The organism is Rheinheimera marina (genome assembly GCF_042654345.1).
Taxonomy (GTDB): Bacteria; Pseudomonadota; Gammaproteobacteria; order Enterobacterales; family Alteromonadaceae; genus Pararheinheimera; species Pararheinheimera marina.
The window spans coordinates 668,924-688,056 of the sequence record NZ_JBHSGB010000010.1 but is presented as its reverse complement, the minus strand read 5'-3'; the positions used below and the strand labels follow the sequence as shown (position 1 = coordinate 688,056).

The 19,133-nt window shown below is 53.7% G+C and carries 17 protein-coding genes; 4 read left to right on the top strand and 13 right to left on the bottom strand.

Going from position 1 to position 19,133, the window contains the following annotated elements; genetic code table 11:
- Positions 1–114: 114 nt before the first annotated feature.
- Positions 115–1,134: a Gfo/Idh/MocA family oxidoreductase gene (locus ACFO3I_RS12755; protein WP_377334389.1), complete on the bottom strand. Its 1,020-nt coding sequence runs from the start codon at positions 1,132–1,134 to the stop codon at positions 115–117.
- A gap of 132 nt (positions 1,135–1,266) precedes the next feature.
- On the opposite strand from ACFO3I_RS12755, the gene ACFO3I_RS12750 reads away from it, so the two are divergent.
- Positions 1,267–3,219, top strand: coding sequence for an alkaline phosphatase D family protein (locus tag ACFO3I_RS12750; protein WP_377334387.1), 1,953 nt, complete (start codon positions 1,267–1,269; stop codon positions 3,217–3,219).
- A 13-nt stretch (positions 3,220–3,232) separates the two neighbouring features.
- Here the strand turns inward: ACFO3I_RS12750 and ACFO3I_RS12745 are convergent, their stop codons facing one another.
- Complete coding sequence (locus ACFO3I_RS12745; protein ID WP_377334385.1) at positions 3,233–3,958, bottom strand: substrate-binding periplasmic protein; 726 nt, start codon at positions 3,956–3,958, stop codon at positions 3,233–3,235.
- A 210-nt stretch (positions 3,959–4,168) separates the two neighbouring features.
- Between ACFO3I_RS12745 and ACFO3I_RS12740 the strand changes: the two genes are divergently transcribed.
- Positions 4,169–6,499: a TonB-dependent receptor gene (locus ACFO3I_RS12740; RefSeq protein ID WP_377334383.1), complete on the top strand. Its 2,331-nt coding sequence runs from the start codon at positions 4,169–4,171 to the stop codon at positions 6,497–6,499.
- Positions 6,500–6,558: 59 nt separating this feature from the next.
- On the opposite strand, the gene ACFO3I_RS12735 is transcribed toward ACFO3I_RS12740, so the two are convergent.
- The 4 genes from ACFO3I_RS12735 to ACFO3I_RS12720 form a co-directional block, all read right to left on the bottom strand.
- Complete coding sequence (locus ACFO3I_RS12735; protein WP_377334381.1) at positions 6,559–7,734, bottom strand: glycerophosphodiester phosphodiesterase family protein; 1,176 nt, start codon at positions 7,732–7,734, stop codon at positions 6,559–6,561.
- A gap of 73 nt (positions 7,735–7,807) precedes the next feature.
- Positions 7,808–8,629 (bottom strand): DMT family transporter, encoded by an 822-nt coding sequence (locus ACFO3I_RS12730; protein WP_377334640.1) that lies wholly within the window; start codon positions 8,627–8,629, stop codon positions 7,808–7,810.
- Between the two features lie 319 nt (positions 8,630–8,948).
- Positions 8,949–9,434, bottom strand: coding sequence for a glutathione peroxidase (locus ACFO3I_RS12725; RefSeq protein ID WP_377334379.1), 486 nt, complete (start codon positions 9,432–9,434; stop codon positions 8,949–8,951).
- A gap of 83 nt (positions 9,435–9,517) precedes the next feature.
- Positions 9,518–10,411: a diguanylate cyclase domain-containing protein gene (locus ACFO3I_RS12720; RefSeq protein WP_377334377.1), complete on the bottom strand. Its 894-nt coding sequence runs from the start codon at positions 10,409–10,411 to the stop codon at positions 9,518–9,520.
- 168 nt (positions 10,412–10,579) lie between these two features.
- Here ACFO3I_RS12720 and cobB point away from each other — a divergent pair, with 168 nt between their 5' ends.
- Positions 10,580–11,290: a Sir2 family NAD+-dependent deacetylase gene (gene cobB / locus ACFO3I_RS12715; RefSeq protein ID WP_377334375.1), complete on the top strand. Its 711-nt coding sequence runs from the start codon at positions 10,580–10,582 to the stop codon at positions 11,288–11,290.
- A 116-nt stretch (positions 11,291–11,406) separates the two neighbouring features.
- Entirely contained in the window at positions 11,407–13,407 is a 2,001-nt protein-coding gene (locus tag ACFO3I_RS12710; RefSeq protein WP_377334373.1) for a PhoX family protein, read from the top strand.
- A 72-nt stretch (positions 13,408–13,479) separates the two neighbouring features.
- Here the strand turns inward: ACFO3I_RS12710 and ACFO3I_RS12705 are convergent, their stop codons facing one another.
- The 7 genes from ACFO3I_RS12705 to ACFO3I_RS12675 all read right to left on the bottom strand — a co-directional run bounded on the left by ACFO3I_RS12705 (position 13,480) and on the right by ACFO3I_RS12675 (position 18,894).
- On the bottom strand, positions 13,480–14,112 hold the full coding sequence (locus ACFO3I_RS12705; protein WP_377334371.1) for an alpha/beta fold hydrolase: 633 nt from the start codon (positions 14,110–14,112) through the stop codon (positions 13,480–13,482).
- Positions 14,113–14,288: 176 nt separating this feature from the next.
- Positions 14,289–14,711, bottom strand: coding sequence for a GFA family protein (locus ACFO3I_RS12700; RefSeq protein ID WP_377334369.1), 423 nt, complete (start codon positions 14,709–14,711; stop codon positions 14,289–14,291).
- 164 nt (positions 14,712–14,875) lie between these two features.
- On the bottom strand, positions 14,876–15,787 hold the full coding sequence (locus ACFO3I_RS12695; RefSeq protein ID WP_377334367.1) for an alpha/beta hydrolase family protein: 912 nt from the start codon (positions 15,785–15,787) through the stop codon (positions 14,876–14,878).
- A 74-nt stretch (positions 15,788–15,861) separates the two neighbouring features.
- A complete protein-coding gene (locus tag ACFO3I_RS12690; protein ID WP_377334365.1) occupies positions 15,862–16,230 on the bottom strand; it encodes a VOC family protein in 369 nt (122 codons plus the stop codon).
- A gap of 15 nt (positions 16,231–16,245) precedes the next feature.
- Positions 16,246–16,587, bottom strand: coding sequence for a YdbL family probable chaperone protein (locus tag ACFO3I_RS12685; RefSeq protein ID WP_377334363.1), 342 nt, complete (start codon positions 16,585–16,587; stop codon positions 16,246–16,248).
- 10 nt (positions 16,588–16,597) lie between these two features.
- Positions 16,598–16,780, bottom strand: coding sequence for a YnbE family lipoprotein (locus tag ACFO3I_RS12680; RefSeq protein WP_377334361.1), 183 nt, complete (start codon positions 16,778–16,780; stop codon positions 16,598–16,600).
- Positions 16,777–18,894 carry an intermembrane phospholipid transport protein YdbH family protein gene (locus ACFO3I_RS12675; RefSeq protein ID WP_377334359.1) on the bottom strand — a complete coding sequence of 706 codons (2,118 nt, stop codon included), beginning with the start codon at positions 18,892–18,894 and terminating at the stop codon, positions 16,777–16,779. Before ACFO3I_RS12675 ends, ACFO3I_RS12680 begins: the two co-directional genes overlap by 4 nt.
- Between the last annotated feature and the right edge of the window lie 239 nt (positions 18,895–19,133).

The following is a 19,133-nucleotide window of genomic DNA, read 5'->3' as shown; positions in this document are numbered from 1 at the left end:
GTTGTCCGGGTTAAACCTGCAGTCTCTGATGATCGAGCGCAGCTTCTTTTTCTGCTCCGCCTGAACCGCAGCTTTGTTTTTACAGGCTGCGCAACAGGACCCCGCAGGCGCACCTTACCAGTTCAGGGTTTTGCCAGTGTCAGCACTTTGCAGTGCCAATTCGATGGCTTTCACTGAGTGCAATGCCTCCTGCACTGTCACTGGCAGCGGTGCCTGCCCATGCAGCGCCAACGCCAACTGCTGGTAAAAACAGCTGTAATGGCCTTTGCCAAGCGGCAGCGGCCGGGTACCTCCGGCATCACTAAGTTCAGCCTGGCGTTGCTGCTGCCGCACCGCCCAGCGCGGGTCTGTCCTACCCTGGCCAAAACGTAAAATCTCTTCCTGCGGGTCCAGTCCATAGCTACGAAAAGTCGCCTGGCTACCCTGCACCTCAAAACGCAGCGGCGTGGCGGCGGCAAAAGGTGACGAACTTAAGCAGACTTCTTTATCGGCATAGTGCAGCTGCAGCTGAAAATAATCGGTATTCTTGCCCGAATCCCGCAGCACGCGGCAACGGGCCGTCAATGCTTCCGGCTCACCAAACAGCAGCAAAGCCTGATCAATCAGATGCGGCCCTAAATCGAATAAAATGCCACTGCCAAAATCGGCAGTTTCGCGCCAGCGCTGCTGTACCTCTGGCCTGAATCTGTCGTAACGCGACTGCATCAGCCGCACCTGGCCCAGACAGCCTTGTTGGATCTGCTGTTGCAGCGCCAGAAAATCATCATCAAAACGGCGGTTGTGAAAGGCACAGAGCTGTAAATTTTTTTGTGCCGCGAGATCTGCCAGTTCTTCAGCTTCATATTGACGCAGCGTAAAAGGTTTTTCCACCACCAGATGTTTGCCCGCCAACAGCGCGGCTTTGGCCAATAAATAATGGCTTTGGTTGGGCGAGGTAATCACCACCAGCTGGGCGTCCGTTTGGCTGATCAGCTGCTGCGCTTCCGGATAGACCGTGAGGCCCGATTTGAAATTCTGAGCATCTGACTGAGAGCTAGACAGCGCCACCAGTTGATAACCCGCTTGTGCGGTTAAAAATGGCAGATGGAATACCTTGGCTGATAGACCAAAACCTATCACTGCGGTTTTTATCATACGACATGCCTCCGAGTTGCAGAATGCACAGCATAGCTGGTTTACCCTAGCCAAGTGGTTCAATTCAGTGAAGATTTAGGAAAACTGCGATAGGATGAAGCCAAACGTCACTTTGACTTGGGGATCTGACTTTTGACATCTGACTCGTTGCCATTGGTTCTGGCCGGCCCAATTTTGCGTTTGGCCACTCCAGAGCGTCTGGTATTTTGGCTGGCGACCTCCACGGCAATAGATGCCCGTTTGCAGCTAAGCCGCCCGGCGGATAGCAGTTTCCAACTGGCGTTCAGCGCCAGTCAGCTGGCTGAAGCGACCCAGCAGTTGCAACTGGCAGAGGCGCTTTACCTGCAGATGATTGATTTGCCATTGCTGCAGGCACTGCCGGTGCAACAACAGATCAGTTACGATCTGCAACTGAAACCCCAGAGTGCAGAGCGCTGGCAGAATTGCAACGAGTGGGCCAGTGCGCTCTGTTACCCAGGCCAGCAGTTGCCTTTTTTCCGGCTCGAGCCAAAAGTACGGCAGCTACTGCATGGCTCTTGCCGCAAGCCACATTTTGCCGGTCCGGACGGCCTGGTGCGCGCCGATCAGTTTCTGCAGCAATGCAGTGAGCATGACTGGCCGTCTTTGCTGATGCTCAGCGGCGATCAGATCTATGCCGATGATGTCGCAACCCCAATGTTGTATGCCATTCATCAGCTTGCCAACAAACTCGGTTTTGCCAACGAACACTTACCAGAGGCCGATATTCAAAACTCGGTCGAACTGCATCAGCAACGGCCTTATTATGGCCAGCGTGAACAATTGCTGCCCGACACCAAAGCTGGCCAACAAGTGCTGCAACAGCTGTTTAAAGGGGTACGGAAACCCGTTTTTACCAGCGACAATGCACATAATCATTTAATTTCTTTTGCCGAAGTTTGCTGCATGTACCTGCTGGTCTGGTCGCCGCAGTGTTGGGGATTACTGACTAAGGCGTTGCCAGCAGAACTGATTGAGCACATGCCAGCAGCCCAGCACGCCAAACTGCAGAAACAGCAGCAGACCATCCAAACTTTCGCCTCTGGCCTGGGTCAGGTGCAGCGGCTGCTTGCCCATTTACCTGTAGCGATGATCTTTGATGATCACGACATTTCCGACGACTGGAACCTGACAGCAGAGTGGGAGCAGACGGCGTACCAACATCCGTTTTCCCGCCGCATTATTGGCAACGCCTTGTTGGGCTATTGCCTGTTCCAGGGCTGGGGCAATGCCCCGGAGCAACATCAGCCCCTGCTGACGCTGTGCCAGCAAGCGGCGACCGTTCCAGGCAGCCTGGCGCATGATGAGTGCATTAACGCGCTGCTGAAATTTAATCAGTGGCGGTATCAATGGCCGACCGAACCGCCACTGATCGTATTGGACACCCGAACCCAGCGCTGGCGTTCAGAGGTGTCTCCGGATCAACCATCAGGCCTGATGGACTGGGAAAGCATTACTGATCTGCAGCAGCAATTGCGTGGCCACAGTGCAGTCTTGCTGGTATCGCCTGCCCCGGTATTTGGCGTCAAACTGATTGAAACCATTCAGCACCTCTTTACCGCCTTTGGCAAACCCCTGTTGGTGGATGCCGAAAGCTGGATGGCACATCCCGGATCTGCGCATGCGCTGCTGAACCTGTTCCGCCACCCGAAAACGCCACAAAACTTTGTGATTTTGTCCGGCGATGTGCATTACAGCTTTGTATTTCAGGTCGCTTTGCGCTGTCGCGAACAGAGCCCGTCCATCTGGCAAATCACCAGCAGCGGGCTGAAAAACCAGTTTCCTGACCGGCTGTTGAAACTGCTGGACCGCAGCAACCGCTGGCTCTATGCCTCCTGGTCACCACTAAACTGGCTGACCAAAAGACGGCAGATGAAGGTAACTCACCATAAACCACTGGGTGCGTCCGCGGGGCAGCGACTGGTCAATAGCGCGGGCATCGGCCTGCTGCAGCTGAGCGACCAGGGCGTGCCTGAAAAAGTCTTGCAGCTGACTGCTGACGGAAAGCAGATTGAGTTTGATCTGACTCAGGGCGATGATGAAATCAGTCAGGACTACAGCCTGTAACAGTCGCAAGGAGCTACTGATTGGCCTGCTGAAAAAACTGCAGCTGCAGTTGATGAAACGCGGCAGTTTGCTGAAACTGCACTAAGGCCTGGCTGAACTGCTGCACCAGCGCCTGATTACGCCCAAGTAAATGGTAGCTGTTGACGCCAAACCAGTGTAACTGCTGCAAGCTGCTGTCATTGGGCGCGGTCTGCAGGTAGTAGTAATCAAAAATGTTGCGGTCCATTACCAGCGCGTCAACCCGGTTTTTTAGCAGCATACTGGGTAACTGATGCTGCTCTACCACTTCCAGATAACTGGCCAACAGCGGCAACATCCGCCGGTAATCGTCAGACAAAAACTGACTGGCGTTTTGAAAGGCCATCAAACGTAAGCCAGCGAGGTCGGTCAGGCGACGAATGGTACGCAGCGCGTCTTTGCGGATAATCAGTACATTTTCATAACGGATATAAGGTGCAGTGGCGTAGAGCCCGTCCGGCACCGAACGTTGCAGCGAGACTAAATCCCCCAGCCCTTGTGTATAGAGTTCAAGCAAGCGACCATTAGGAACATGTAAAAATTTTGCGCAGCGACCTAGCTGCTGACTGACTGTTTTCAGTAGCTCCAGCTCAAAGCCACTTTGTTGTTTGACTGCGATATAAGGCGGTTTATCGACCCCGACCAGAATAGCCAGTTCAGGCCCGCTGCAGGCCCAAAGTGGAGCACAAAACAACCAGAGACTGCCTAGCAAAAACTTCATCACTACTCCTCATCGCCTGCAAACCAGCTTAAGCAACAGCCTGAATTTAATCCAGTTTTTGAATCACTTCTTTCTTAAAACTTACATTTTAATTACACAATTTTGTCACCTGCACTTCACTGGTCTGTCATCTGCCGCCGCCAGAATAAGCGCGATTTTGCCCGTCAGTGGCAAAGCCTGATACCTCAATAAATTAAAGGGAGATTGCGCGTGACTTTACAAAAAACCTTAGTGGCTATCGCCATCAGTGCCAGCCTGAGCCATATGGCACTGGCCGAAGAAGCCGCCGCCAACAAAGCAGCTGAATCTGACGTCGAAGTGGTGGCCGTCACAGGCAAACGCATCAGTTATGCCAACAACACGGTCGACGAAGCGATGAAACAAAGTAAGTCCCCAATCGGCAACGTGATGGATTTAGTCAACCAGTTGCCGGGTATCACGGTTGGCCAGGGCGATGCTTTTGGCGGTGACGACTGGTCCACCACCATCAGCATGCGTGGCTTTGCAGTCAGTGGCAGCGAACAGCAGCTGGGTATTACCGTCGATGGTTTGCCAAACGGCGGCTCTTCGTATGGCGGTGGCAGTAAAGCCAACCGTTACCTCGACACCGAAAACACCGCTCTGGTGGAAGTTGGCCAGGGCACCTCGGACATCGGTTCTGCCTCATTGGATGCTTTAGGCGGCACACTGAACTTTGTGTCGATGACCCCGGACGACGAAGAAAGCCTGAACTTCGGCGTGACAGGCGGCGACCACAATGCCCGTCGTTATTTCACCCGCTACAACACGGGTGAACTGGGTGGCCACACCAAAGCCTATGTCAGTCTGTCAGACAGCTACAGCAACAGATGGATTGGTACCGGCAGCAATGGCTTTACCGAGCGCCTGCATGCTGAAGCCAAGTCGGTGACTGAACTGGAACACACAAAAATCACTGCCCGTTTCTCGTACGATGACGCCAACGAAGATAACTACAACACAGTGTCTTTGGCACAGTTCGCCGACAACCCACATTGGGACCGTCTGACCAACGTCTGGACTGGAGATCCGGATATCGACCAGAACTTTGCCGAAGTCTGGTCCACCTTACGGGAAAACAGCTTCAGCTATGTCAAAGTCGAAACCGATTTAACTGACGATATCCAACTGACCGTTACGCCTTACCTGCACCTGCAATCTGGCCGTGGTGACTGGATGCCAAATTACCAGGTCTATGTGGTCGACGCTCAGGGTAACCGCGTCACCCGCGGTACTGGTACTGGCGTGCTGACCCCTTACATGTACGTCGACGCCCAAAACCGTCCAATTCTGGATCCAAGCGCAGATCTGTCTGACGCTACCCGCGTGTCGTCTTACCGTCACACCCACTACGAAAAGCAACGTTTGGGCATGACCTCTGAACTGTTCTGGGCTTTGGGTAACCACGAGCTGCGCGCCGGTGCCTGGCTGGAACAGCAGGAACGTGATGAAAGTCGTGACTGGCACAACGTGATTGACCCGGTGCAATACCACTATTTTGACACTTCACCATACTGGGTGCAGTATGACCGCACCTACGACACCGACACCCAGAAACTCTATCTGCAGGACCAAATTCGTCTGAGCGACGACTTAACTGTGACTCTGGGCGTGAAACAGTTTTATGTTGACGTTGAACGCCAGGATAACATTGTCACCGCCAACCAGGGACAGCTGGACAGCGACTCCGACCTGCTGCCTTCTGTTGGTGTGGTGTACAGCCTGACCAACAACCTTGAATTATTTGCCGGCTACACCGAAAACTTTAAAGCGATCAGCGACGCCATTCTGGAAACCAATCAGGATTACAACGCGCTGGAAGCAGAAACCGCCGACAATATCGACCTGGGCCTGCGTTACTTTGGCGATGCGCTGAACTTCTCTGTGACTTACTACGATGTCACCTTCGACAACCGCATTACCTACCTGCAACCAGGTGCCAACGGCGGCCCGGATTACCTGAATGAACTGGACGGCACCTATGTCAACGTAGGTGGTATCGATTCCAACGGTATTGAAGCGAGCATGGACTGGCAATTAGGTTCAGGCTGGAGCATTTACGGCGCAGCCACCCTGAACAAAGCTGAATACAACCGCACTGTGAACAGTCAGGTGCTGGATGAAGATGGCAATGTGGTGGTGGATGCAAACGGCAACCCGGTGATCAACCCGGCAGCTATTTTTGCCGGTGACAAAGTGGCGGGCTCGCCGGAGAAAATCTACAACCTGTCGCTGCGTTACCAGGGCGATGCCTACCGCACCGGCTTAACAGCACGTCACACCGCCAGCTACTTTGGCGCCGCCATGGGTGGCAACAAAGACGAGCTGCCAGCGTCCACAGTGCTGGACTTCTACGTTGGCTACAGCAAAACCCTGAGCAACTCAGAGTTATTTAAAGGCCTGGATTTAGCTCTGGTGATCAATAACCTGAACGATGAAAGTTATCTGACAGGTGGCCAGGAAGGTGCGTATTTTATCGGTGCTGAACGCACCGCCAGCCTGACCTTGTCACTGGATTTCTGATAACACCCCGTGAGCAAAAAGGGTTGGGCCTGTCCCAACCCTTTTTATTCAGGCCCAGGCTATTTTTCGCAGCTTTGCCGCCACTCGTTGCGCTCGGCCAGCACCAGATCCGGGTAGTCACTGAACACGCCCTGCCCCCCTTGTTGCATTAACGCATTGGCTTCAAACCGCAAACTGAAACTCTTGCCGTCTTTATCCTTTTGCAGGTAGTTGTCTTCATCGCGCAAGGTGTATGGGTGCAGCTGAAATTGACTGGTCAGCGCGGCAAACTCAGGCTTGAGCGTGACACTGCCCTTTTGGTACAGATTACTTTTCCACGGACCAACGCCTGTGGCATAGCTTTGCAACAGGGTTTTGCCCTGCCCTTGCAGCAGCTGGCTGTAATCCAGCGGCGCTTTCAGTCCTGCTATCAGGCGGCCCGCCTCGCCATAAAGCCCGCTCAGCTGCGTATTGTGCTGCTGGTGATACCAGACATCGTAAGGTACAGAGAAATTGTCCTTGGGCGGCATAAAAGCGTGGTCTGTGTCCCCAAGCAACTGCACCAGCGGCAGACTGACACGGTACTTCGGCATCAGTTGCTGCTTCAGTTCCAGCAGGTTTTGTAGTTCAAAGGACTGAATAAAGACCCGTTTCGGGTCGGTAAAGCGCTGAGTTCTCAGCTCCTTTAGCAGCAACTCTGAGGTGTTCAGTGCAATCGCAGTGCCGTCCAGGTGTTTGCCTTCAAAACGAAAGTAAGTTGGATGTTTGGTTTCAGGGTAAATACCGACTTTACGGCCTGTGTCCCGCTCAAACTGGCGCACCGCCGCAATAATTTCGCTCAGGGTCACCAGCTGATACTGGTCGTTATGCGCCACGCCCTGAGGCCGCAGTTCAGGTAAGGGTTCACGTGCCCTGAGTTGCTTAATTTCCGCCAGACTGAAGTCTTCAGCAAACCAGCCAGTGACCGCTAAACCGTCTACAGTTTTAGTGGTTTTCCGGCTGGCAAACTGAGGTAAATCCGCCACGTTCGTGCTATGAGTTAAATCATTTTCGTGCCGGCTGATCAGCACGCCATCCCGGGTTGGCACTAAATCCGGCTCAATAAAATCGGCGCCCATTTTCATTGCCAGCTGGTAAGCCTCCAGCGTGTGCTCAGGCAGGTGGCCGCTGGCGCCACGATGCGCCACCACCAGAAAATCAGGGCAGGCAGCCTGCGCCGCCACAGGCAATAATGCAGATAACCACAGGTAGTTCATCAATCAGACTCCGGTTAAAATTTTGTAGCCTAAATCAACTGCATGACAACCAGATGACCCACCAGCCACCGCACTAGTGACGCTGCTGAGCCAATAAATACAAGCCACTGCCCATAATAAAGGTAGCGCCGACCAGCAAAGACCACCCTGGCACATGCTGCCACAGCAACCAATCGAAGCCTAAACCCCAAATCAGCGCCGTGTATTCAAAAGGCGCAATCACGGACGCCGGAGCCAGCCGGAACGCTTCGGTAATACAGACCTGCCCTATGGCACCGGTCAGACCCAGCCCCAGCATCCAGGGCAATAGTTCCATCGACAGCGGCACCCAGTCCGGCCAGGCCAATGCACCAGCACCAAGCCCAATCATCGACATCAGCCAGAACACCATATTGCCGCTGTTATCGGTGCGCGCCAGCACACTGACCGTCACCGCAGACACCGCATAACACAAAGCCGACAACAAGGCCGCCAAAGCCCCCAGACTCATTAGCTGGCCCCCTTCAGGTTTCAGCATCCAGAGCACTGCGGCCATCCCGACACTAATAGCGACCCACTGGCGCAGGTGCACTTTTTCTTTTAAAAACCAGACCGACAGCACGGTGATCAGCAAAGGCGCAGCGAAAAAAATGGCATAGGCATCTGCCAGGGATAAAGTTCGGATGCTGAAGATAAAGGCCGCCAGCATCACTATGCCCAACAGCGCGCGTAGCAGATGCAGCGACCAGCGCGCATTAAGCAAATGCTGAACCCGCCCCGTGGCAAACAACCAGCCGACAATCAATGGCCAGGCAAACAACGCGCGCAGCGCCGTGATTTGCATAGGCCCGTAATGCGCGGTCAGTTGTTTCATGCAGGCATCCATCGCCGAGAAACAGCCTACTGCGGCAATCATAAAAAAAATACCCTGCCTGACCTGTTGTGCAGCCATAGTCCATGTACCTTGGGGAAATATCGCAGCAATGTGAAGATTGTGCGCAGAACTGTCAACAGAAGAAGCGGAACTTGTTCTATATCAAAGAGGAAACACTGAGTTGCCAGGATAATTAGGGGGTGCACTATTTGGGGTCAGTGCTTCTGCAGCTGCTTGGGGTCAGGTCTTGAATCTTGCATTGAAACGCAAAATTCAAGACCTGACCCCAATAACCTGACCCCAATTACTTCCCAGCCTGTCTTTGGAACGCCCCTTTATCGGGGCGTCTTTTTAGCCGGAATTACTGCGCCAGCGCCTTCTCAATGGCACTGACCAAATCGTCCGGCTTAGTGCTGGGAGCGGCACGCAAAATCGCCTTGCCGTCACGGCCAATCAGAAACTTGGTGAAATTCCACTTAATGCTCTGAGTACCAAACAGGCCTGGTTTGGCCTTTTTTAAACTGGTAAACAAAGGCAGCGCTTCAGGACCATTCACATCCACTTTGGCGAACAATGGAAAACTTACACCATAGTTCAGTTCACAAAAGCTGCTGATTTCAGTTTCGTCACCTTGTTCCTGCTTACCAAACTGGTTGCACGGAAAACCCAGGATCACTAATCCACGCTCTTTGTAGTTTTGGTAAAGCTGCTCCAGACCTTTGTACTGTGGAGTAAAGCCGCAGGCACTGGCCGTGTTTACCACCAGCACCACTTTCCCTTTGTATTGACTTAAGTCGACTGTGTTACCACGAATGTCTTTGACCTGCTGTGCCAGAATATCCGTCATCTGTTGCCTTCCTGTTCAAGCTAAAAACCCAGTCTGAAAGAAAATCAGTGCCTTGACTACTGGATTTTTTCACTACAGCTGTTCTATTTTTCCGATAGATCGGTAACCACGCCAGTGGCAAAACACAAATGAGGCCATTGCAGCTTGGCTTTGAACATTGCCTGGTCCGCACGGCACAATAAGCTTTCCGCGTCGGCGGCATGCTGTGGAAACAACGCCACGCCAATACTGGCATCCAGCTGGATCTGCTGATGCTGCCATAGCAGATCCAGTTGACAGGCCTGCAGCAATTTATCCAGCACTGGCGCCACTTCGGCAGCGTTCTGACAATCAATCAACACTACGAACTCGTCCCCTGCCAGCCGGGCTACAGTGTCGGTATCCCGCAATGCCGATTTCAGCGCTCCAGCCAGCTGGCACAACACCGCATCGCCGGCGGCATGGCCGAAGTTGTCGTTGATCTGTTTGAATTTATTTAAATCGACGAAGCCCAAAGCCAGAATACGATTTTCGCGCCGACAGCGCGCCAGTCCTTGCTGCAAACGGTCCATTAACAGCGCCCGGTTTGGTAATCCGGTTAATGAATCATAAAACGCCAGATGCTGCAGCTGTTCCAACACTTGCTTATGTGAGGTAATGTCCCGCGCAACAGCCACCCGCACCTGCTCGCTTTCAGACCAACGGGCTGACCACTGCAGATGCACTACAGAGCCGTCTTTTCGGACATAACGGTTTTCAAATGCGGTAATTTTTTGGCCGGCCATAATGTCCTTGACCGTCAGTAAAGTGCGTTCTTTGTCTTCCGGATGCATAAACTCCAGCATATTGCGGCCACACATCTCGTGCGTCTTATAGCCGAACACCCGTTCCGATCCTGGGCTTAAAAACACAAAAACGCCCTGTTTATCCACCACACACACGGCTTCTAACAATTCATCAATCAGCTGATTTAACGAGTGAAACTGACGTAACGGCATGACAACACCTACTACTGGCCTTTGTTTACCATAGCAAAAAAAGTGAGCTTAGAAGCGGTTGTGCAAAAATGTACCTTCTTCGGAAAACACAGAACTCAAAGTTTCGATTGTCCATCAGGCCCCGCTTCAAGTACTTTGAACACCTGACAAGTCAAGCTTGAGACAGCAATGTACTATTCCAACATTGTGGTGCTGACCGGCGCAGGCATTTCAGCCGAATCCGGTATTAACACCTTTCGTGACCAAAACGGCCTGTGGGAAAACCACGCCATCGAAGAGGTCGCTACCCCTGAAGGTTTTGCCGCTAACCCGGCGCTGGTGCATCAGTTTTACAATGCGCGTCGTGCCCAGTTGCTGGACCCGGCGTTAAAACCTAACGCCGCTCATCTGGCATTAGCACAACTGGAACAACGACACTGTGCCGCAGGCGGCCAGTTCTTACTGATCACCCAAAATGTCGATAACCTGCACCAACGCGCCGGCTCAGAACAGCTGATCGCGATGCACGGCCAATTGCAGCAGGTTAAGTGCGTACAGAGTGGTCAGTCCCAGCCCTGGACTGGCCCATTGAGTCTGCAGGACAGCTGCAGTTGTTGCACTCCGGCCCGGCCACTGCGGCCCAACATTGTCTGGTTTGGTGAAATGCCTTATCAGATGGAACAGATTGAACAGGCACTTTGCCAGGCGGATTTATTTATCGCCATTGGCACCTCGGGTCAGGTGTACCCTGCTGCAGGCTTTGCCGCACTGGCGGCCGCTAACGGCGCTTACACCGTGGAACTGAATCTGGAAGCAACCCGGGGTGATTTTGCCTCAGGTCAGTACGGCCTAGCCAGCAAAGTGGTACCACAGTTTGTGGCGCAACTTCTAAATGGTTGATTTTCATAATTTTGACATTAAACCGTCGCCAGAACATCAACGCCTGTTAACAATTATGTCATCTTGACCCGTTGTAATGTCGCGAGCTTTTTTCAGGTCACGACATTGGAGTCAAAATGAATAACAAGAACTTTCAGATCGACAACTCGGGTATAGACCCGCAAACCAACTTCTCCGCTAACCCGGAGTTTCAGCAAATTCTGGCCAGCCGCCGCAGCTTTTTAAAAGGCTCTTTGGGGGCTGCCATCGCAACCATTATGGGCACGACACTGGCAGGTTGCGACACCGACAGCGCCGACCCGGTGAAGCTACCTGAAGCCCAACTGCCAGAACCGGCGCCGGTGCTGCTTGGTTTTACCGCCCTGGCGGCAGCCCGCCCAGATACCATTCTGGTACCACAAGGCTACACAGCCCGCGCATTTTTACCTATGGGCACTCCACTGCTCGGCAGCTACCCGGCCTACAAAAACGGCGGCCAAAACACTGGCGCCGAAGCTGAGCAGCAAGTGGGCGCTCACCACGACGGCATGCACTTTTTCCCGTTAGACGCCCGCAGCACTCACCAGAACAGCGCGGAAGGTTTATTGGTGTTTAACCACGAGTACCTGGACCCGGATTTATTGCACCCGAACGGTGCCACCGGCCTGCCTCGCCCGGCCGATGAAGTGCGTAAAGAAGTGGCCGTACACGGTGTCACTGTGGCGCATATCAAAAAAGATGCCGCTGGTGAGTTCCAGCTGGTACAAGGCAGCCCCTTTAACCGCCGTATTACCGGCGCCACGCCAATGGAGCTGTCAGGCCCAGTGCGCGGCCACGCCAAAGTGGTCACCAAGTACAGCCAGGACGGTACCCGCACCCGCGGCACCCTGAACAACTGTGGTAACGGTTTTACCCCTTGGGGCACTTACCTGACCTGTGAAGAAAACTGGGCCGGTTATTTTATGAATGCAGACGCGACTCAGCCGCGTGAACACAGCCGCTATGGCGTGGGTAAAACCAGTGGCCGTTACTACTGGGAAACCGCTGACAACGGCGCTGACCAGTACCAACGTTTTAATGCTACCACTCTGGCTGCCGACGCCAGCGCCGACTACCGCAACGAACCCAATACCTTTGGCTGGATTGTGGAAATCGACCCGTTTAACCCGGACAGCGTGCCACAAAAACGCACCGCGCTTGGCCGCTTTGGCCATGAAGGCGTGATTTTTGGCCCCGTGACCGAAGGTCAGCCTGTGACTGTGTATTCTGGCGACGACTCGCAGTTTGAATACATCTACAAGTACGTGTCGAACGCGCCTTATTACAAGGCCACAGCAGGCGGCCACCTGCTGAACGACGGTACGCTGTATGTCGCCAAATTTAACGCGGACGGCAGCGGTGAATGGCTGGCACTGGACATCAACAACACCGCCTTACAAAGCGCAGCCGCTGCGGCCGGTGTGGTGTTTGACAGCCAGGCCGATGTGCTGCTGAATACCCGTTTAGCCGCTGACCTGGTGGGCGCCACCAAAATGGACAGACCTGAATGGGGCGCGGTGCACCCGGCCACAGGTGAGGTGTATTTCACTCTGACCAACAACACCCGCCGCACTGCAGCACAAATAGACCCGGCCAACCCGCGCGCCAATAACGCCACAGGCCATATCATCCGCTGGAAAGAAAGCAGCAGCTCAGTGCGCAGCTTTCACTGGGATATTTTCCTGCTGGCCGGTGATGTGGGCACCAACACGCCTGGCACCAATATTACGCTGACCGCCGACAACCATATGGCGAGTCCGGACGGTTTATGTTTCGACGCCAACGGCCTCTTGTGGATCCAAACCGATATGAGCGGCAGCCAACAAGGCGACGGCCCTTTTGGTAATAACCAGATGCTGGTCGCTAACCCGGCCACCAAAGAAATTAAACGCTTTTTAGTCGGCCCAATGGATGCCGAAATCACTGGCCTGGCGTTCTCACCGGACGGCAAAACCATGTTTGTGAATATTCAGCACCCGGGTGACCGCTCCACCCCAACCAACCTGACCAGCCACTGGCCAGCCAACGACGGCACCAGCCACCCACGTTCGGCCACAGTGATTGTGACCAAAGACGATGGCGGCGTGATAGGCAGCTAAGCCACTTCGACAAACACTAAGGGCGCCCAGAAGGCGCCCTTTTTATTGATTGGCATTCTGGCCCAAATGGTATCAAAGGCCGCACTGGCCATCTTGCAGAAACTGCAGCAGGCGCTGGGTAATTTCTGCTTTTAATGGCGCCGGGCCATAGTCGTTCATATCGTTATGGTGCGAACCGGCAATTGTGGTAATGCACTGGCTGCCGTTTTGCGCGCTCTGCTGCGGGAGCACGCCAGGGTCGGCTTCGAAGTCACTGGCGCGAATTGACAACACCTTAAGCTGAGTGTCTCGTGGCAATGGGTAGCGGCGATGATCCAGCGTCACCAATGTGTTGGCAAAATCCGGGTTTTGGGTCAGCACCAGCGCAGAAATATCGCCGCCATTGGAGTGGCCTATGAGCAGCAGCTGGTTCCAGTCATAGTCGCTGTCCGTTTGCGCCAGACTCTGGCGGACAAAACGCAGATTGTCGGCACCGCGTTGCCACATTGGCAGGCGGTTGGTAAATAAGTCGCCGCTGGTACTTATTGGCGGGTCGGACGGCAATTCGTGTTGCACCGCCACCACCAGATACCCCAGCTCGATCAGGGTATTGGCCAAAAAGGCATAATCGCCTGGTTTAAGCCCGTACCCTGCGCTCAGCAAGGCGACCGCACAGCGTTTTTGCAGCTGGCAGGGCGCGTTTGATGGCGGGGCATACAGAAGCACAGGGATATCCCTGGACCGCGCGGGGTCAACCAAAAGCCGGGCTTGGGGCTCTGGCGCCGATGCGGCGAACGATGTGGTCGTAGTCAAGAAAACAGCAGACGCCAGCAGCGTCAAAAGGCACTTCATGTATGCAAATCCTTGGTAAACCTATGCAGCTGCCTCTACGGCAACCGGCATTAAAACTTGGTTGGCAGGCCTGAAAATTCAGGGCTCTGTTCAATGTGCTGCACCCAGTCAGCGCGATCGTCACAAAAGATCCGGTCATCCGGCTTCAGCGCAATAGCGTCGTTCAGGCTGCCCGCTGGTACCACCAGGAAACTGCCGGACCTGTTGATATAAGGCAAACCCGAGCCGCAGATTTTACAAAATTGTTTGGCCCAACTTTTGGCGGTCGCCAGCTCAAAACGCTGAATATGCTCCTGGCCTGCCTGCCAGACAATAGCGTCAGGTGAAGTAAACAGATTAGCGGCATGCGCCGAGCCGCTCGAATGGCGGCAACGCGAGCAATAACACAGATGAAATGAGGACACTTCACCGTCGATTTCAAATTGCACAGCGCTACACAAACATTGACCTGCGGCTTTAAGTTGCTTTGTCATTGAGAAAACTCCCAGGTTTAACTTGAATGGACCCGCTGCAGACGACCCCTTCTTCAGCGCCATCCAACCATGTACGCAACTGTTCAATCCGTTGTAGCGTCAGAGCAGCACGCCAGTTGTTTTCACAGATCGGCTGCACCTCAGTTAATCGACCTGCTGCAGTGCTACAACAGCGTCGCGGCCGCCTCAGACATTTTTTGATAGTCGTGCCCCACCTTTGGCACTAACTGCAAAGTCCAGTGAAACGGATAATCCGCTTTTTTAGCAACAGCTTCTGCCACACTGAAAAAGTTCTGCCCGCGCTGCAAACGATTGGCACCTTGCCGCATCGCCGCTTCGCTTTGGTCAAGCACGCCCTGCTCTGCGTTGTTATCCAGCTCGCCCAGCAACAGCACCAGCTGTTTACCGAACGAAGCATTCAGGTTGTGCTGAACACCGCCAAGCCCGAAGGGGTAAGGCACTGTCTCTTGCATAAAGGTATAACTGCCGGCGTTGGCCGCAATGGCTTTTCTGACTCTCGCCTCAGGTTTGACCGCCACCATCCGCTGCACAAACTGCCCTCCAGCCGAATGACCAAACATATCGTAGTGCTCTAGTGACCAGTGATTGATGGTATTTAACTGGTCAAAGATGTTTTCCACCACGGTGAAAGCCCATTCGCTTTGCGGGTTGTTCCAGCCAAAGTAGCTTTTTAGGTTACCTTCCTGATAGTCATTGGTGATCACCCGGTAAAACCTGCTGTCAAATTCGGGTGCGACCAGCAACAGATTTTTGCGCTCGGCAATCTCAGACCAGGCGTCCAGATAACTTTCTGCATTGCGTCCCATGCCATGCATCACAAACAGCACCTGTCCGTCCGCAGTCCATTGCTGCGGCTTGTAGGTCCAGACCCGAATGGTCTTGCGTTCGGTGTGCTGATAAGCATTGATCACAAAACTGTCCTTGCCCGCACCGGTCGGCCTGACATCAGTCTTTTGGGGACCTGTTGGCAACACGTATAAATACAGGTAACCAATCAGTGAAAGTGCAACCACTAAGGCCAGCAGCAAGCCGAACATCCATTTTAACAGCTTCATTTGTTTGCCCTTAAACAACTCATCCTATTGATTTAACTATCAAAGCCGGATTTAGCAATGAAAGTCAATGCAGCCTATTCCGACCAAACCGCAAATTCATTGCCTGAGGGTTCAGTAAAATGAAAACGCCGTCCGCCAGGAAAGCTGAAAATGGCCTGGATCACCTGGCCACCCGCCTGTTCAACTGCCGCCTGAGTGGCTTCAAGATGGCTGCTGTACAGCACCAGCAGCGCAGAACCTGTAGCGGTTCTGGCCATCTGCTCAGAGCGGAAAAAGCCGCCGTCCAGGCCAGAATTGGCAAAGGCGGTGTAGTCCGGGCCATAGTCAGTAAAACTCCAGCCAAATACCTGCTGAAAAAAAGCTTTGGTGGCGGTTAAATCCCTGCACGGGAACTCGGCATAATTCAGCTGATGGTGCTTGTGGTGTGCGGCTGCGTCAGTCATCTCAATTCCTTTTGGTTATTTTTTCTGCCACTGGCCACCTAACAACACAAACTGGCCTTTGGTGGTTTTTTCAATGGCTTTCTGACCTGCCATAGCTTCCACATCGGCCAGCGCGATGCCGTTTTGCTGCGCCAGTTTCTGGTATTCCGCTTTGCGGGCTTTATTAATCAGCTCAGCAATTTCTGTGGCCTGCGCCGAGCTTTGCACCACCCCCAAATAGCCATTGGGTTGTTCACCCACCAGCCCCTGGCTTTTTGCTGGCCCCAAAGCCTGCATCGCCTGCTGTAAATCCAGTGCCAGCACAGGTAAAGCACAGGCCAGAACCAGAGACAAACAAAGAGTTTTGATGGTTTTCATACGGCTCTCCTTAGAATAAACCACTGGAATCACTGAACAATTCGTCCAGCTCTTTATCAACTTTGATGCGGATCTCATGCTCAATCTTCACGTTCAGATTGATATTGATCGGCTCATTCGGCATGGCCACCTGCACGGTCGGCGTACAGGCCGACAACAGCACCAGGCTGACCATCAGAGCGGCTAGTTTCATGGTTGCTCCTTTGCGGCTTTGGCTTGTTTGGCCGCCAGCCGTTGTTGTACTCGCTTTTTCACCAGCTCACTGACCTGTCCGCTCAATTGCAGGCTGGCCAGCAGTGCCGGTATGTTTTCTTCCAGATTAATATTCAAATTGATCGCCCGGCCATTTTCATAATCCGGGTTTTTGCCTTCCAGATGCAGCGCCAGCAGCAGTTGGCCAGAAGTGGCGTAACTGACATCTGCTGACAATACCGAATAATGAAAGTTTTGCAGTGCCTGCATTAACACCTGCATGCCTTGGTTACTTTGCGCCAGCGCTTTGGCTTTGTCCGATTCAAATTTCAGCAAGCCACCCGGCGCCAGCGCGCCAATCTGGCCCTGCGCCACCGTGACGCCTTGCGCCGTCCAGCGCAGCGGAATACGGCCCGAAATGCTACCCTGGCCACTGACTCCGGCTTCAGGCCGCTGTTTTAATAAATCAGCCAGCTGCAATTGTTGCAGTTCCAGCTCAAATTGCTGGTCTTTGCTTAAATCAAAACGTCCGGGTTTCACCTGCACCAGTCCGGCAAACAGCGCCAGCTGCAGCTGATTCAATTGCAATTGGCCTGCTGTCATCTGCTCGGGTAGAAACTGGTAGCTACCGGCAAATTTCACAGGCCCGGCCACCATACCATGGTTAATTTGCGCCAGCTCCAGCGCTTTGCTGCTGAGCAGCCAGTCACGGGCACTGTGTTTCAAGGCGACCACACCGGTTAAACCTTTAAACTCCGATCGGTCCCAAATGCCGTCAATGCCCATCAGCTGCAGCTGCTGTTCACCACTTAACAGCGAAAAATTGTCGCCCGCCAGCATTACTTTGCCTTCACCGCTGAGTTTGCCACGGGAAATAGTCAGCAATTCTGGCCAGGCAGGCCCCAGTTTGAGCGGATTGCCGGCCAGGAAAAACAGCTCGGGTAACTGCCAGCTCAGCTGGTACTGCTGATTTTTCCGCTGCAGCTGATGGTTGAGCACCAAGGAATTGCCTGACGTCAGCACCCCGCTCAGTTTGGGCTCGGCCAGTGAACCCGACACTTTCGCATGCCAGATCCAGTCCTGTGGATACAAGGCCTGCTGCTCCAGTTGCTTCAATTGCATCGCCAGGCTTGCACTGAGGCTGGCTTGCTGCCAATCCGGCCAGGGCAATTCCAAAGCCCAATCCTCGATGCTGAACTGGCCTTGTTGCCAGCTCAGCTCTGGCGCTGTCAGTTGGGTAGACATGGTCGCCGCCGCTGTGCTTTGTAATACCAGTTTCCCCTGCTGCCAGCGACCTGTAGCCTGCAGCGCAAGTTCGGTGTTGTCGAGCTTGCTGGTACCGTAGGTCAGCACTTTGCTGCGGAACTTCACCTGCAGGAAACTGATCTGGATCTGGTTGCCATCTGGCTGCGCTGTAAATTGCACTTCTGGCTGCACGTCGCCCAAGCCTTCAATCAGCAGCGGTTGTTCGCTTAACAATCGCAGCTGTGCTTTTTTTTGTTGGCTGTCGAGACTGACAGACCCACTGAGCAGGCATTGGCTGTTGCTATGCGCTTTCACATCGGGTGTTGAGACAAAGGCGGTCAGCCGTTTATCGAGCTCAGCGCAGGGCAACTGCAACTGCAGTTGCTTGACCTGCACAGCCGACGGCAACCAGTAAGGCCAGAGCTGTTGCAAAAGCGAGTCAGCGGCTTCAGGCGTAACAACAGCAACCTGGTCTGGCGTTGCGTGTTCTGTGGATGTTAGTTGACCAGGCACCTGCCCCTCTGCGCTGAGGTTGCCCTCTTCCGAGCTGTCCGGTTGGGGCCAGACAGGGGCAGACTGCACAATAAGCTGTTCAACCTGCAGCACATCCAGCGGCCAGGGCCAGCCTGACCAGCGCAAGTCCAACTGACGGATCTCCAGCTGATGCGTAGCGGCATAAGGTAAAGTCAGACTGAGCTGTTCGGCCTGCACACGGCCCCACTGCATGCTTAACCCAGACCAGGACGGCTGCAACTGCTGATAATAATGGCGCAACTGAATGCCGCCATACACAGCGCCAACCAAAAGCAACAGCAGCAGGTTTAACCCCAGGCTGATATTGGCTTTGCGTCTGCTTTGTGCGACGGGCATGGCGTGAACTCCAGCTGATTCAGCATGGCTGTATTGAGGACCAGGTTAAAAAGAATGCACTAACTTAATGAATCTTCTCTGAATTCAACCAGTCTATGTGATTTCCTTTGGAAGCCCAAGCCAGTTGTCGTGAATGCCAGTCGATGCACCGTCTTTACTGGTACAGGTAGCGTCTTGTTACATAATTGTATCTGGCACTGAAGGAGCAAAAGTGCTTAAATCGGCCCAACTCAAGGAGA

Coding starts and splice junctions, on each gene's coding strand:
- ACFO3I_RS12730 (WP_377334640.1), bottom strand. CDS start 8,629: ATGATTGCCGCAGTAGGCTGTTTCTCGGCGATGGATGCCTGCATGAAA.
- ACFO3I_RS12685 (WP_377334363.1), bottom strand. CDS start 16,587: ATGAAAACCATCAAAACTCTTTGTTTGTCTCTGGTTCTGGCCTGTGCT.
- ACFO3I_RS12695 (WP_377334367.1), bottom strand. CDS start 15,787: ATGAAGCTGTTAAAATGGATGTTCGGCTTGCTGCTGGCCTTAGTGGTT.
- ACFO3I_RS12675 (WP_377334359.1), bottom strand. CDS start 18,894: ATGCCCGTCGCACAAAGCAGACGCAAAGCCAATATCAGCCTGGGGTTA.
- ACFO3I_RS12680 (WP_377334361.1), bottom strand. CDS start 16,780: ATGAAACTAGCCGCTCTGATGGTCAGCCTGGTGCTGTTGTCGGCCTGT.
- ACFO3I_RS12725 (WP_377334379.1), bottom strand. CDS start 9,434: ATGACGGATATTCTGGCACAGCAGGTCAAAGACATTCGTGGTAACACA.
- cobB (WP_377334375.1), top strand. CDS start 10,580: ATGTACTATTCCAACATTGTGGTGCTGACCGGCGCAGGCATTTCAGCC.
- ACFO3I_RS12720 (WP_377334377.1), bottom strand. CDS start 10,411: ATGCCGTTACGTCAGTTTCACTCGTTAAATCAGCTGATTGATGAATTG.
- ACFO3I_RS12690 (WP_377334365.1), bottom strand. CDS start 16,230: ATGACTGACGCAGCCGCACACCACAAGCACCATCAGCTGAATTATGCC.
- ACFO3I_RS12710 (WP_377334373.1), top strand. CDS start 11,407: ATGAATAACAAGAACTTTCAGATCGACAACTCGGGTATAGACCCGCAA.
- ACFO3I_RS12700 (WP_377334369.1), bottom strand. CDS start 14,711: ATGACAAAGCAACTTAAAGCCGCAGGTCAATGTTTGTGTAGCGCTGTG.
- ACFO3I_RS12745 (WP_377334385.1), bottom strand. CDS start 3,958: ATGAAGTTTTTGCTAGGCAGTCTCTGGTTGTTTTGTGCTCCACTTTGG.
- ACFO3I_RS12735 (WP_377334381.1), bottom strand. CDS start 7,734: ATGAACTACCTGTGGTTATCTGCATTATTGCCTGTGGCGGCGCAGGCT.
- ACFO3I_RS12755 (WP_377334389.1), bottom strand. CDS start 1,134: ATGATAAAAACCGCAGTGATAGGTTTTGGTCTATCAGCCAAGGTATTC.